Here is a 13,950-nt window from a genome sequence, read left to right as displayed (position 1 = left end):
CGATCAGTGTCTCAGCCCTAAAAACCATATACCAGCAAGAGTATATGTAAAGCTTGTACGGAATATGTCCAGAATAGACCTCTGCTTACAAATAATTCATCGGGTTTTTCGGACTACCATTTTCACGAACCTCGAAGTGCAAGTGAGGTCCAGTAGAGTTACCTGTTGAGCCAACCTCAGCAATTTTTTGACCACGGCTTACAGAATCGCCTTCGCTCACCATAATGCCGCCTTCGCGAATGTGTCCATACAGCGTCCAAAGTCCATCACCATGATCAACTATCACCGTATAACCGTAACCGCTGTACCATTCAGCCATGATAACTACACCAGCTTCTGCTGAGACAATACTCGTTCCTTGTACCGCAGCAAAGTCTACTCCGTTATGCATTTTGCCGACTACACCTGTGATCGGATGAACCCGCGGACCGAAAGGAGAAGAAATATAGTACGATCCGGATATTGGCGTAGCGAGTACACCACTGCCTGTAGAAGTATTACTAGATGAACTGCTGGCACTCGAGCCTGAGCCTGAGCCTGAGCTTATGTTTGAGCTGGCTACTTTCTTCTGAGCAGCCTTTCTTGCCGCTTCTTCCGCTGCCGCCTTCGCTCTTGCTGCCGCCGCTGCCTGCTCTGCCTTCAGCTCGTTCTTCTCTTGAACCAGCGCTGAACGTTTGGATGCAATCTCTACCAACATCCGATCCTGCTCTGCGCTGAGTTCGTCATTTACATTAATCTCTTGCTCATAACCTGCAATAAGCTTCTGTTTCTCCTGCTCCTTGCTGTCCAGCTCTGCCTTGCGTTCTTTCTTCTGGGCATATAGACGTTTATGTTCTGCATATTGCTGTTCCAGCTCTGCCTTCTTGTCTACAACAAGCTGCTTGTCTTTCTTATGTTCAACGAGCAGGTTCTGATCCTGATCCACAATCATCTTGAGTGAATCCGCACGCTCCAGAAAATCGGAAATGCTTGTAGAAGACAGCAATACATCCAGGTAGGAGACTGTTCCATCTGTGTACATTAGACGCACACGAGATTCGAGCAGCTCCTCGCGGGCAGCAATTCTTTCTTCTGCTGCTTGCAGCTCTTTCTTCGTGTTCCGCAAATTCTCTTCCGTTGTTTCAATGCGGTAAGACACGGTTGCAAGCTCATTACTTACAGCTTCGATTTGTTCCATAATCGTTTCGAGATATGCTTCTTGCTTCTGCTTGTAGTGCTCTGCTTCCTGCTTCTTCTGTTCCGCCTTCTGTTGCTGGGACTTCGCGGATTCGGACTGCTGCTCCAGCTGATCCAGCTCTTTATCAATATCGCTGATGCTCGATGCAGCGATTCCGTATCCAGGACTAAGTACTGTGGCTGTAAGTAAACTTAACGCAATTACAGTGGCCGTCTTTTTCAAGTTCGTTTCCCATCCTTCTTCATAAGTATTTTATATATCAATCCATGACGAGTTATGTTCTACTTAAGCGGCTGCCCCATATAGGACAGCCACATGATTATACTAAACTACAAACGACTGAATCTATGAAAGCCTTACACTTTCAAAGATTTGCGAATAGACAACGTGCTTCCCAGGATGCCCACGAGCATCCCCATAATGAGCAGTGATCCGCCAAACCAGGTCCATATGCCGGACAATGGCACCAGATCAAGCATCTGAATAATAATATCCTGTTGAATCGAGTTCAGCAGCTGGTTATATCCGATAAATAGAATAGCGATCGTAATAATAGATCCAATGAATCCAATCAAGGCTCCTTCAACGAAGAACGGCCAACGGATAAAGGAGTTTGTCGCTCCTACCAGCTTCATGATGCTGATCTCCCGGCGGCGTGCCAGGATCGTGACGCGAATCGTGTTCGAGATCAAAAACATAGACATGAGTGCAAGCCCTGCTACAAAAACAACGCCGATCGTTCGGATCAGACGGGTGATCTTGAACAAGGTTTCCACCGTGTCTTTTCCATAATTGACTTTCATGATTGGCTGCTCCTGGTATTCCTCGTTCAGAGCTTCAATCTTCTCAGCTACAAAACTAACTGTGCTCGGATCAATAACCTCTACCCGCAGAGTATCCGGGAGAGGATTGTTATCCTCGTCGAAGCCTTCAAGCAGCTCCTGACCGTCTTCTCCAAGCTCTTCTTTAAAATCTGCCAAGCCTTGCTCCTTAGGAACAAATTCAATCTTGCTCACTTCCGGCATGGCTCCAATCTCGTCCTGAAGCTTGCCTCGCAGAGCCTCATCTACGTTAAGCTGCAGGAATGTACTGATCTCCACCTGATCATCTGCCTGATCCGCCATGGAATTGACATTCACTACGAGCAGAACGAACACGCCCAGAATCAATAACGAGACAATGATCGACGTAATGGATGCAATCGACATCCAGCCGTTGCGGAATAGGCTCTTAAATCCTTCCCGCAAATGGCGCAAGAAGGTACTAAAATTCATAGCCGTATTCCCCTCTCATTTCGTCTCGGACGATATGTCCCTGCTCAATGGCAATAACCCGTTTACGCATGGTGTTAACGATATCCCGGTTATGTGTTGCCATGACGATGGTTGTTCCTCGGAAATTGATCTCATCCAGCAGCTGCATAATCCCCCATGACGTCTCGGGATCAAGGTTACCTGTAGGCTCGTCCGCGATGATGACAGAAGGATTGTTCACGATCGCTCTTGCGATCGCAATACGCTGCTGTTCCCCGCCTGACAGCTGGGTTGGCTCGCGATCTGCTTTGTTTTTAAGACCGACAAGGTCCAGGGCTTCCATCACCCTTTTCTTGATCTGTTTCTTTGGTGCCTCGACAACTTCCATCGCAAAAGCGATATTCTCATACGCCGTCATCTTCGGAAGAAGTCTGAAATCCTGAAAAATAACGCCGATATTACGCCGAACATAAGGAATTTTGCGATGCTTCAGCTTGCCGATATTAAATCCATTAACTGAGATCTGCCCTTTTGTCGGAATTTCTTCTCTGTAAATTAGCTTCATAAATGTCGATTTCCCCGCACCAGACGGTCCGACAATATAAACGAATTCGTTGCGGTCGATCTTTACCGACACACCTTGCAAGGCATGTGCCCCATTCGGATAGGTCTTCCACACGTCCTGTAATTCAATCACATGATCACTTCCCGTTGCATAGTAGCCTTTATCATTTCGACACTTTCCATTGATTTCCTTTAAAATCTCTCGAATTTCATCAAGATGTTTCCCATTGTAACAAATTTGTTACCTTTTGAGTAGCCGAAAGATTTCCGCTCCCAGAACATATACATGTAAAGTGTTTATAATCCGGGGAAACAAGAAGCAGGAAAGGAGTTACCCATGAAAAAAATTCACACTTTCGCCATCATTTCCGTGTTATTTACTCTCTTTTTCACCACCCTTTTGGTGTGGATTTATATGTACACTCATCAAACGAAGCTCCCCTCGAAGATAACCATCTCCGGCTTAGCTGTCGGCGGCCAAGATATTCATTCCGTAATTAAAGATCTTGATCAGAAGCTTCAAGCACTGGAAGACCTTCCTCTACATCTAAAGGCAGGCAATCGTACAATATCCACCCCTAAGCTGACACTGCATCATGCCGGAGTGAGGTATAGCGCAAACGAGTTTAAACAGGCAGCAGCGGGTCTGTCCGAAGGAAACATGATTCAAAGGCTGCTTGGCCGTCTCCGTTTCCAAAAAGACTGGAGCATCTCCTACAGCTATGATCGTACTGAATTGCAAAGGTATTTATCTCCCGCTTGGGAACAATCTGAGTTTGGTGACATTATTCCTGCTAAGATCCATATTACGGAGATGGATGAAATTGAGTTTATACCTGAGCACAGCGCGAGCAGGCTTAACTGGGCAGAGATGACCCGGCGTTTAAAGGATGCTGTCCCCGCCGATTTCTCAATGCTTATGAATCCGATAGAGCCCAGACCTACTATTGTTATCGACCTTCCTCTTCAAGTGATGAACCCCTCGGTGACGATTGACTCTCTTAGACGTTCGGGAATTCATCGAAAAATCATTCAAGTCTCTACCCCGCTAGGCACTAGTGGAGAAGGAAGAACTCACAACGTAACCGCCGCCGCCAATGCGGTCGATGGTATGATACTTAAGCCAGGAGATGAGCTGAACTACGGACAAATCGTCAAAATGGCAGAGCAACACAGCGGCTTCAAGGAAGCACCTGTCATTGTAGGCGGAGAGCTTGTGCCAGGAATCGGCGGAGGAATCTGCCAGGTCTCAAGCACCCTCTATAACGCGGCACTCAAGACAGGGCTGCAAATTGTGGAGCGAAGAAATCATTCGCTGCCGGTGAGCTATATGCCGAAAGGCCTCGATGCTACGTTCGCGACGGACTATATCAATTTCAGATTCAAGAATACGACGGGCAAATCTCTATTGATCAAAGCAGAAGTCAGGGATCGCGAACTGGTTGTAAAGTTTTTTGGGACCATGCCAGAGAATGTAAGTTATGAGCTCGAAACCCTTCTCCTTGAAACACTCCCTGCACCGACAGAGTATACGAATGACTCCTCTTTGCCGGTAAATACTCAAGCCATCGTCCAAGAAGGGGCACCTGGATATATTGTGGAATCTTATCAGATCAAGAGAATAAACGGAGAAATCGTCTCCCGCACTTCGATCGCCAAGGACACCTACCGCCCACAAGCGCGTCTTATTGCTGTAAATTCAGACAACCATTCCCCTGAAAAAGAAGACCGCTCAGAACATGCTCCATCTGACCCTGCCCCTCCAGTGGAGGACGGCGTACGTACACAAGAAACCAACGGAAACTGATATTTATTGATGCGAGCCACAGGAGCTTCTGCCGAGCTGCATCCTAAAAAACAAACAAACTCATGGGCCTGTATGATGCAGGTTCATGAGTTTAACATTTTAGCTCCAGAAAGAGCTGCCTCATACCAATAGTGGCGAACACTTCTCGCCGGGCTAGAGTTCTCTCACTTATTACTAGCGCGTACATTACTGACGCACACTTTCTCCAACCTTCGCGGTATGATGCTCCTTGTATTTCTCCGTGTATTCAACCAGTCCGATCTGGCAGCCAGGCCCAATCGTGACCCGCCGTCCCCGCACAACCTTGGCCTCCACATGCTCAAGCCTAATGTTATCACCCTCTATCAGGTCAACCGTCAGGGTTCTGCTGATCCTTCTGCTGCGGAAGCTCGGAAACCAGGACAAGAACGCTTGCTGAACATCAATCTGTGCCCCGCATAATTCGCTTGCATGGCTGGGTCCATTTAATTTAATTCGGATATGCTCCGCGTTCACGGCCCCTCCTGCCATAATCACCCCGCGAATGCGTATTTGTTCGGCAGTGCTGTCCCCTTGAATCTCCAGCTGTCCTGCGCATTTTAGCTTCTCACCGCGAAGATGCTGCCCTACTCTCATTGCCCCGATCAGCTTCATGAGGCGAACCTGCAATGTTCCATCTACACGAAGCTCCCCCAGCATGGATGCCGAATCACCGGATAAGCCGCCCTCTATGTGCATATTTCCCAACAGTTTAAATGAGGAAGCACTTAATTGTCCTAGTATGGAGGAATCCCCTGTACAGCGAAACGTCTGGCAGCTCGCCTCTCCATCAAGTCGGCCTTGACCCATGATACGTATTTTTCGGAATGCGCCTCCAGATGAGCTGCCTTCGCCAATCATTCTAACGTCGCTTTTCCTATCGCTATTAAGCTCATGGTTAACTGGAATCACATCTATTTCACCCCTTTAAGTTTGAATGTATCGATCGACAACCGTATCCTCATCCTGATGATAGGACTCTTTATATTCAACAAGACCGATCTGGCAGCCCGGGCCAATAACCACCCGGTTTCCCCTCACCGTTTGAGCATAGGTCTGCTCCAAGTAGATGTCGTCTCCTTCAATGAGCTTAGCCTTCAGCTTAGGCGCAAGTCCTGGCACAAATCCATCGAGAAACTTCACCTTGCGATCGCGGCGCACATGAATGCGCTCTCCGCCAATATCCTCAGCTTCACAGCCCAGATGCAGCATAATATCAACATCGCCTGCGTTCAGCAGCCCATGGATCTTGAAGCCGCCCTGCACCTCAAATTTCTCGCATTCCACATCCTGGTCTGCTGATAGGGTTCCTGCCACCTCTACGCTGCTTGCAATGAGTTTGCCTCCTAAGCTAGCTCTGCCGTTAACAGCAAGAGACTCCGTCTCCAGCTGTCCTCTAATAGAGAACACGCCATCCACTCTAGTACGGTTAGCTCTCACATTCCCTTTCGCTTTACTTGTTCCGTTAACGATGATTACCTCTGCCGAGACATCACCATCGACCTTAGATATCCCATTCACCACATAACGATTACATTTCAGAGCGCCATTCAGACTCACGGTACCATTCGCTTCATAGCTGATACAGTCGATATCACTGGTAAATTTGGCAAGACCATCCGCTCTAACATGCTGGTATATCCCCCCTGAAGAGGTGCCGATACCGGCAATACTCCGATTCCGTCTTTCTGCTTCACTCATAGCGATAACCTCCAGATCGATTTAAATGTACCTTTAGCTGTTCTATATAGACTGCAATCGGTAATCTCAGTGCTTCCTTCACGCCCATATCGTAATAAATCCCGCTTCCCGCACTGACCATCATAAGGATGGGTACGCCCATTTTGCGGATCAGAATGATATCACATCCCTTATCCTCGAACTTCTTGTATTCACTATGAAAAGTGCGAAGGAGAAGCACCCCCTCATCCCTGGTCATTTGTCCGCTGGACAATGCCTGATCCAGAACGTAGAGGCACAGGAGCTGCTCGAACTCCAGCTGCTCTGTCTCATGCAGCTCCGCTTGGTCTATATACAATTGCATGGTAATCGGTGTAACCAGCTGTCGATGCATGATTTCTTCTTGTGTCAGAAGAAGTGTACTGACTGAAGGAGAAAACATATCTGCGAGTTCATCCAGAGATAGATCATCTTTCATGTTTTTTATTTTGTGAATTCGTGATAAGATGCTCTCCCTGGGGAAAAACGTCTCTTGCCCTGTAAAGGAAGATCTGCGAATAAACCAATCCTCCGGAATTAAGTTCTTCCGCTTCCATCGGTATAACTGTCCGTAAGAAATACCGGTGATCTCCAGCAGATCTTTCTTTGATATCAAGTCCTCCTGCATGTGAAACCAACCTCCTGAACACAATGTAACATAACATTGTTACGCTGTAAATAAAATAGAGCAGTACATTGTCCCTAATGTGGTTAGGATGCCTGCGGGATAGGTATTCTAAGTGTCGGATCCCCGTGAACAACATACATATACTTTTTAATTCTATCCACATTTTTGCGTAGAGAATGGGCGGTCTCTCTGCTTGTCTGTGAGTAATGTGAATAGATATGTGCATAAAAGCGAAAAAATTGTCGTTATTTCTAGCAGCCTGTGTATAACACAATGTTATGCACATGAAAACGATATAATTTATCCTGAAATACGTATAAGTCTCCAAAATTAAAGTTTCTATAGAAAGTTATCAACATTGTGGTCTCTGTTGATAACTTCTCTTTCAGCGCTCACGTAGCCTCCGGACCGAGATGAAGCCCCTTTTTGAACATACTCATACGTTTGCCACCATTCAAGGTATCGACACTGCTTAAGATGATACACTCCGTTGAAAATGAAACCGCTTTTTATTCGCATATGCTATATAATAAAAAGTGACTATATTTCAACTCTATTTGAAGGGAGTTCCTCTACATGGCCTTTATGCAATGTCACTTTTATTCCGAAGTATTAGGACTGAATACAACGATGCACGTCATCCTTCCCCAGCAGACTTTCTCTCAGATTGGAGTGGATACGAAGCAGGGACACGGGCCCTATCCGACACTCTATTTGCTGCATGGTCTCTCCGATGATGACTCGATCTGGCTGCGCCGGACTTCCATTGAACGCTACGCTTCTGCTATGGGAATCGCGGTGGTTATGCCGAATGGTTACCGCAGCTTCTACACCGATATGGCCGAAGGGAGCAAGTATTACACGTACATAACGGAAGAGGTTCCGAAGCTGGCCAGATCCTTCTTCCCGTTGTCTTCCGCACGTGAGGACAACTTCGTTGCCGGGCTCTCCATGGGTGGATATGGTGCAATGAAGATTGCGCTGTCCAGACCAGAGGAATATGCTGCGGCAGCAAGTCTCTCCGGTGCTGTCGATATGGCGGCCCATTATGACAAGCTTAAAGTTCACGAAGAAGCGCGCAGCGTGGAATTCAAGCGGATATTCGGGGATAAGATTGAGGGCACGGAGAATGATCTGCTGCATCTGCTTAAGGAATGCGATCAGCAGCCAGGTCCTAAGCCTAAGCTGTTCCAATGCTGCGGAACCGAGGACTTTCTCTATGAGGATAATCTCAGCTTCCGTTCGGCGGCTGAACAAACCCGTCTTGACTTCACCTATACCGAAGGTCCGGGAGAGCATGAGTGGGGATACTGGGATGCACGCATTCAGGATGTTCTGAACTGGCTTCCTTTGCAAAAATAACAGACTGTATTTAAAAAAAGGGATTGCCTTGAGGACGGCAGCATTCGCCTCCTCTTGGCAATCCCTTTTTATATATAAAACGATTACTTACTCAGAAACAAATTCAACTTATCAATAGAGCCAAGTTGTAATTGATTCACTCTGTATGCTCTTTGAGCCAATGTGTCGTCAGACCCAGCATCGCTTCGCTCCGGCGAATCGCATCGGCAACTTGGACTGAAGCCGTACCTCCATATACATTACGCGCATTGACGACCGCTTCCGGCTGAAGCACTGCATAGATCTGATCATCGAACAGCTCGGAGAACTGCTTGAACTCATCAAGGGATAGATCAAGCAGGTATTTTCCGTTCTGGATACAGTACAGCACCGTCTTACCGATAACTTCATGCGCCTGGCGGAAAGGCAGGCCTTTACCTACGAGGAAGTCTGCAATATCGGTCGCATTGGAGAAGTCATGGTTCACGGCTTCGCGCATGCGTCCTTTGTTCACCTTCATCGTAGCGATCATTGGCGCAAACAGCTGCAGTGCACCTTCCAGTGTTGCCACGGTATCAAACATGCCTTCCTTGTCTTCCTGCATGTCTTTGTTGTACGCAAGCGGCAGGGATTTAAGCACGGTGAGCAGACCCATCAGGTTACCGTACACACGTCCTGTCTTCCCGCGGACAAGCTCAGGCACATCCGGGTTCTTCTTCTGCGGCATAATGCTGCTGCCTGTGCAGAACGCATCGTCCAGCTCAACAAAACTGAACTCCGTACTGCTCCATAGTACCAGTTCCTCACTCAGACGAGACAGGTGCATCATAATAAGGGAAGCATCGGCCAGGAATTCAACGATAAAATCACGGTCGCTTACCGCATCAAGGCTGTTCTCATATATGCGATCAAACTGAAGCTGCTCGGCTACAAAATGACGGTCAATCGGAAAGGTTGTGCCTGCCAGTGCGCCTGCGCCCAGGGGAAGCATATTAATCCGTTTGTAGCTGTCGATCAGACGCTCCGCATCCCGCTGGAACATGGACACATACGCCATCAAATGATGGGCGAATAGAATCGGCTGCGCTCTTTGCAAATGGGTATAGCCCGGAATAATCGTATCCAGATTCTCTTTGGCTTGTCCGATCAACGCTTCCTGCAGGGCATGCAGCATACCGACAATCTCAATAACGCGAGACCGCAAGTAGAGATGCATGTCTGTCGCTACCTGATCATTCCGGCTGCGTCCCGTGTGAAGCTTGCCGCCCACCGGTCCGATCTCCTCAATCAGATTCTTCTCGATATTCATATGAATATCTTCATCCGAGACAGAGAACTCAATCTTGCCTTCACGAATTTTGCCGAGGACCGTGCGGAGCCCTTCTTTGATCTTCTCCACATCATCCTGTGGCAAAATCCCGCATTTGCCCAGCATCGTCACATGTGCCAGACTACCTTGAATATCTTCCTCTGCGAGTGCCTTGTCAAAATTGATCGATGCTGTATATTCCTCAACCAAATGATTCGTCTGTTTTGTGAAACGCCCGCCCCATAATTTACTCATGTCTGTGCTTTCCTCCCTTTCACATCTCATGGATAAAGGCCGCTCCTGAGATCTCTTCAAGGAACGGCCTTAGCTTCCTTACCAGCTTACAGCTGCTTCATCTATAATCATGCCACTATACTACTAGAGCGCTTCATTACTGGTTCTGTGCTACACCAGATCCGACCTTAAGACGAAGCGCATTCAGGCGGATGAAGCCCGTTGCATCTCCTTGGTCATAAGCCTGGGTAGGATCAGCCTCCATCGTAGCGATGTCCGGATTGTACAGACTGACAGGGCTCTTCACGCCAGCCGCAATAATATTGCCTTTGTACAGCTTCACGCGAACCGTTCCTGTTACATTCTTCTGGCTCTCTGTCACGAGCGCCTGCAGCGCAAGACGTTCCGGTGCAAACCAGAAGCCGTTGTATACAAGTGTGCTGTAGCGGGTGATCAAGCTGTCACGCAGGTTCATGACTTCACGGTCCATCGTGATGGATTCCATCTTGCGATGCGCAGTGAACAGAATTGTTCCACCTGGTGTCTCATACACGCCGCGGCTCTTCATTCCTACGAAACGGTTCTCTACCATATCTACACGGCCGATTCCATGCTTGCCCCCGAGCTCATTCAGCTTCTCCATCACTTCAAGCGGACTAAGCTGCTCACCGTTCAGGGCTACACAGTTACCTTTGTCAAACTCAAGATCCAAGTATTCTGCTTCATCCGGAGCATCCTCCGGCGAGCTGCTAAGAAGGAACATTTCCCTATTCTCCGGCGCACTCGCATCAAACCAAGGATCCTCAAGCACTCCGCTCTCATAGCTGATATGCAGTAGATTACGGTCCATGGAATACGGCTTTGCAGCCGACGCAGTTACCGGAATGCCGTGCTGCTCTGCATAAGCGATCATTTCCGCACGTCCCGGGAATTGATTGCGGAATTCTTCCATACGCCATGGTGCAATCACCTTGATGTCTGGTGTCAGCGCAGCAGCGTTCAGCTCGAAACGAACCTGGTCGTTTCCTTTGCCTGTTGCACCGTGTGCAATGGCTGTCGCGCCTTCGGCAATGGCGATATCGACCATCCGTTTAGCAATTAGCGGACGCGCGATGCTGGTACCGAGCAGATATTGGCCTTCGTACAAGGCACCTGCCTGGAACATTGGGTAAATAAAGTCACTTGCGAACTCATCACGCAGATCGTCGATGTACACTTTGGAGGCACCTGTTGCGAGCGCTTTTTCCTCTAGTCCGTCCAGCTCTTCCTTCTGTCCAATATCCGCTGTGAAGGCGATAATCTCTGCGTCATAGGTTTCCTTGAGCCATTTTAGAATGACGGAAGTATCCAGTCCGCCGGAATAGGCCAGTACAATTTTCTCTTTTGCCATAATGTCCTCCTTAAGTCGCTTGAACCATAATCGATATGGAATCCAAAATCTTCAATTTATTTTAACATCAACGAATCAATTTCATAAACCTTTAGCTGTTTAAATCAAGGGTATATATAGATCAAAGTGACTTGATTTCATTATCCCATCAGCGCAGTCATCAGTGCTTTTTGGGCATGCAGACGGTTCTCCGCTTGGTCAAAAATAGCCGAGTTCGGTCCGTCAATAACGCCTTCACTTACTTCTTCTCCGCGGTGTGCTGGAAGGCAGTGCAGGAAGATGTAATCCTTTTTCGCCCCTTTAACGAGCTCTTCATTAACCTGATAATCTGAAAAGGCAGCTTCGCGGGCCTGCTGCTCTTCCTCAAAGCCCATGCTTGCCCACACATCCGTATAGATAATGTCCGCATCTTTAACGGCTTCCTCTGGACTGCGGGTCACCACAACCTGGGAACCTGTCTCTTGCGCAATGCTCTTCGCCTGCTCCACGATCGCTGGATTCGGCTCGTATCCTTCAGGACTCGCCACTGATACATGTACGCCTAGCTTGGCAGCCCCGAGCATCAGGGAATGAGCCATGTTGTTGCCGTCGCCTATATACGCCATCTTGAGACCTTTCAGCTGTCCCTTGTGCTCCAGCACCGTCTGAAAATCAGCCAGCACCTGGCAAGGATGGGCATCGTCGCTCAGCCCGTTTATTACGGGAATGTCTGCATACTGGGCAAGCTCCGTCACATTGCTGTGCGCAAACGTCCGAATCATAATACCGTCCAGGTAACGTGAGAGCACCTGAGCCGTGTCGCTGATGGTCTCACCGCGTCCAATCTGAATGTCATTTTTGCTTAAGAATAGCGCATGCCCGCCCAGCTGGAACATCCCTACTTCAAACGATACGCGCGTACGAGTCGATGATTTTTCGAAAATAAGTCCGATCGTCTTTCCCTTCAGCGGCTGATAGACTTCACCGCTTTTTTGCTTCTTCTTGATATCAATGGCAAGCTGTAGAAGATATTCAATCTCCTCTTTGCTGTAGTCCGTAAATTCAATAAAATCCCGGCCTTTGAGGTTCAGCTGTGTAATTGTCATGTCTTCATCCTCCTTCAAATCTATCTTCCATGCTCAAACTTCTTCTATCCTCCAACTGAGTGCGTCCCTTGCAGGGCTGGCCTCAAAAGGATTTATGCATTCGCAGCGATGTGTTCTTCAATCAAAGTCTTGATTAGAGCAACCGCTGTATCAATTTCTTCTGTGGTGACGTACAGGTTCGGCAGGAAGCGAATCACGTCAGGACCCGCATTCACGAACAGGAAGCCTCTCGCCTGGCCTGCCGCAATAATGTCGCCAACCGGTCCCTGACAAGCAATACCTACGATTAGACCTCTGCCGCGCACCTCGGTTACAAATGAAATGCCCTCTAGCTCCTTACGCAAGGATTCGATCAAGTAATCTCCCATTTGCTGTGCTCGTTTAGGCAGCTCTTCTTCAATGATCGTCTCTATCGTTGCATTGACTGCTGCCATGGCGAGCGGTGTGCCGCCGAACGTGGTCGCATGACTTCCCGGCGTAAAGGCGTCGCGCAAATAACCTTTACCCAACATCGCACCGACTGGGAATCCACTGCCAATACCCTTGGCTGAGGTAAAAATATCCGGCTCCACATCATAATGCTGATGAGCAAACAGCTTGCCCGTTCTGCCCATGCCTGTCTGTACCTCATCAATAATCAGCAGCAAGCCATGTTCCTCACAGAGCGCCTTCACTTCTCTCAAAAATTTCGGATCGACGACATGAATGCCGCCTTCAGCCAGGATCAGCTCTAGCATAATCGCCGCCGTATGTGGTGTAATTGCTGCTTCCAGTGCAGGGATATCATGCAATGGCACATGAACAAAGCCCTCGGGAAGTGGAAGGAAGCCCTCCTTCACTTTATCCTGTCCTGTAGCAGTGAGCGTCGCCAGTGTCCGGCCATGGAAGGATTGCTTGAAGGTGATAATTTCAAACTTGCCTTTGCCAAGCACCTTTTGCTGATATCTGCGTGCCAGCTTAATCGCTGCTTCGTTAGCCTCGGCTCCGCTGTTGCAGAAGAATACGGCATCAGCACAAGTATTCGCCGTAAGCAGCTTCGCTGCCTGCTCCTGTCCAGGTATATTAAACAGATTCGATACATGCCACAGCTCATCCAGCTGTTCCTTCACTTTATCTATGATCTTATCTGGCGCATGCCCCAGATTGGTGACGGCGAGACCGCTCATGAAGTCCAAATATTTATTGCCCTTGTCATCCCACAGGTAGCTGCCCTTGCCCTTGACCAGGCTGAGCGGATACCGTGCATAGGTTGGAAAAAGCGAGCTCCCTGCCTCATTCGTCACTTGCGTATCAGGTGTCCCCGCTTGTATCTGCTGTGATTGATTTGTAACGGTCATCATCTACACTCCCATCCGATTTTGGCGCATGCGCCTTTTTTTGAAAATTATACACTGCTATTCTTGCGAGCTATTATTTATTTCGTTC

General features: G+C 48.3%; 12 protein-coding genes. 2 read left to right on the top strand and 10 right to left on the bottom strand.

Annotated elements, in window-relative coordinates; genetic code table 11:
- Window positions 1–85: 85 nt before the first annotated feature.
- From ACFQ3J_RS18505 to ftsE, 3 genes are all read right to left on the bottom strand, one after another.
- Complete coding sequence (locus ACFQ3J_RS18505; protein ID WP_091160704.1) at window positions 86–1,399, bottom strand: murein hydrolase activator EnvC family protein; 1,314 nt, start codon at window positions 1,397–1,399, stop codon at window positions 86–88.
- Between the two features lie 134 nt (window positions 1,400–1,533).
- Window positions 1,534–2,451 (bottom strand): permease-like cell division protein FtsX, encoded by a 918-nt coding sequence (gene ftsX / locus ACFQ3J_RS18500; RefSeq protein WP_091160706.1) that lies wholly within the window; start codon window positions 2,449–2,451, stop codon window positions 1,534–1,536.
- Complete coding sequence (gene ftsE / locus ACFQ3J_RS18495) at window positions 2,441–3,127, bottom strand: cell division ATP-binding protein FtsE (protein ID WP_091160707.1); 687 nt, start codon at window positions 3,125–3,127, stop codon at window positions 2,441–2,443. The genes ftsX and ftsE overlap by 11 nt, the downstream gene beginning before the upstream one ends.
- Before the next feature lie 204 nt (window positions 3,128–3,331).
- On the opposite strand from ftsE, the gene ACFQ3J_RS18490 reads away from it, so the two are divergent.
- Window positions 3,332–4,801 carry a VanW family protein gene (locus ACFQ3J_RS18490; RefSeq protein ID WP_251582835.1) on the top strand — a complete coding sequence of 490 codons (1,470 nt, stop codon included), beginning with the start codon at window positions 3,332–3,334 and terminating at the stop codon, window positions 4,799–4,801.
- Between the two features lie 186 nt (window positions 4,802–4,987).
- Here the strand turns inward: ACFQ3J_RS18490 and ACFQ3J_RS18485 are convergent, their stop codons facing one another.
- From ACFQ3J_RS18485 to ACFQ3J_RS18475, 3 genes are read right to left on the bottom strand one after another with little or no spacing between them, the layout of a single operon-like run.
- Complete coding sequence (locus tag ACFQ3J_RS18485; protein ID WP_251582837.1) at window positions 4,988–5,731, bottom strand: hypothetical protein; 744 nt, start codon at window positions 5,729–5,731, stop codon at window positions 4,988–4,990.
- A gap of 15 nt (window positions 5,732–5,746) precedes the next feature.
- Entirely contained in the window at window positions 5,747–6,520 is a 774-nt protein-coding gene (locus tag ACFQ3J_RS18480; protein WP_251582839.1) for a polymer-forming cytoskeletal protein, read from the bottom strand.
- On the bottom strand, window positions 6,513–7,166 hold the full coding sequence (locus ACFQ3J_RS18475) for a YhbD family protein (protein ID WP_091160716.1): 654 nt from the start codon (window positions 7,164–7,166) through the stop codon (window positions 6,513–6,515). Before ACFQ3J_RS18475 ends, ACFQ3J_RS18480 begins: the two co-directional genes overlap by 8 nt.
- Window positions 7,167–7,742: 576 nt before the next feature.
- On the opposite strand from ACFQ3J_RS18475, the gene ACFQ3J_RS18470 reads away from it, so the two are divergent.
- The gene (locus ACFQ3J_RS18470) at window positions 7,743–8,528 is read left to right on the top strand and encodes an alpha/beta hydrolase (protein WP_251582841.1); all 786 of its coding nucleotides are present in this window, start codon (window positions 7,743–7,745) and stop codon (window positions 8,526–8,528) included.
- Window positions 8,529–8,664: 136 nt separating this feature from the next.
- On the opposite strand, the gene argH is transcribed toward ACFQ3J_RS18470, so the two are convergent.
- From argH to ACFQ3J_RS18450, 4 genes are all read right to left on the bottom strand, one after another.
- A complete protein-coding gene (gene argH, locus ACFQ3J_RS18465) occupies window positions 8,665–10,071 on the bottom strand; it encodes an argininosuccinate lyase (protein WP_251582843.1) in 1,407 nt (468 codons plus the stop codon).
- A gap of 136 nt (window positions 10,072–10,207) precedes the next feature.
- Entirely contained in the window at window positions 10,208–11,440 is a 1,233-nt protein-coding gene (locus tag ACFQ3J_RS18460; protein WP_251582844.1) for an argininosuccinate synthase, read from the bottom strand.
- A 140-nt stretch (window positions 11,441–11,580) separates the two neighbouring features.
- Entirely contained in the window at window positions 11,581–12,525 is a 945-nt protein-coding gene (argF, locus tag ACFQ3J_RS18455) for an ornithine carbamoyltransferase (protein ID WP_251582845.1), read from the bottom strand.
- Between the two features lie 92 nt (window positions 12,526–12,617).
- Entirely contained in the window at window positions 12,618–13,865 is a 1,248-nt protein-coding gene (locus ACFQ3J_RS18450; RefSeq protein WP_379293587.1) for an acetylornithine transaminase, read from the bottom strand.
- Between the last annotated feature and the right edge of the window lie 85 nt (window positions 13,866–13,950).

This window comes from Paenibacillus provencensis (assembly GCF_042678545.1).
GTDB lineage: Bacteria > Bacillota > Bacilli > Paenibacillales > Paenibacillaceae > Paenibacillus > Paenibacillus provencensis.
The sequence above is the reverse complement of the archived record's forward strand: the minus strand, read 5'-3'. Positions and strand labels throughout refer to the sequence as shown.

What these genes read in the sequence shown, in the direction of transcription:
- ftsX (WP_091160706.1), bottom strand. Translation starts at nt 2,451, where the DNA reads ATGAATTTTAGTACCTTCTTGCGCCATTTGCGGGAAGGATTTAAGAGC.
- ACFQ3J_RS18490 (WP_251582835.1), top strand. Translation starts at nt 3,332, where the DNA reads ATGAAAAAAATTCACACTTTCGCCATCATTTCCGTGTTATTTACTCTC.
- ACFQ3J_RS18480 (WP_251582839.1), bottom strand. Translation starts at nt 6,520, where the DNA reads ATGAGTGAAGCAGAAAGACGGAATCGGAGTATTGCCGGTATCGGCACC.
- ACFQ3J_RS18475 (WP_091160716.1), bottom strand. Translation starts at nt 7,166, where the DNA reads ATGCAGGAGGACTTGATATCAAAGAAAGATCTGCTGGAGATCACCGGT.
- ACFQ3J_RS18470 (WP_251582841.1), top strand. Translation starts at nt 7,743, where the DNA reads ATGGCCTTTATGCAATGTCACTTTTATTCCGAAGTATTAGGACTGAAT.
- argH (WP_251582843.1), bottom strand. Translation starts at nt 10,071, where the DNA reads ATGAGTAAATTATGGGGCGGGCGTTTCACAAAACAGACGAATCATTTG.
- ACFQ3J_RS18460 (WP_251582844.1), bottom strand. Translation starts at nt 11,440, where the DNA reads ATGGCAAAAGAGAAAATTGTACTGGCCTATTCCGGCGGACTGGATACT.
- argF (WP_251582845.1), bottom strand. Translation starts at nt 12,525, where the DNA reads ATGACAATTACACAGCTGAACCTCAAAGGCCGGGATTTTATTGAATTT.
- ACFQ3J_RS18450 (WP_379293587.1), bottom strand. Translation starts at nt 13,865, where the DNA reads ATGATGACCGTTACAAATCAATCACAGCAGATACAAGCGGGGACACCT.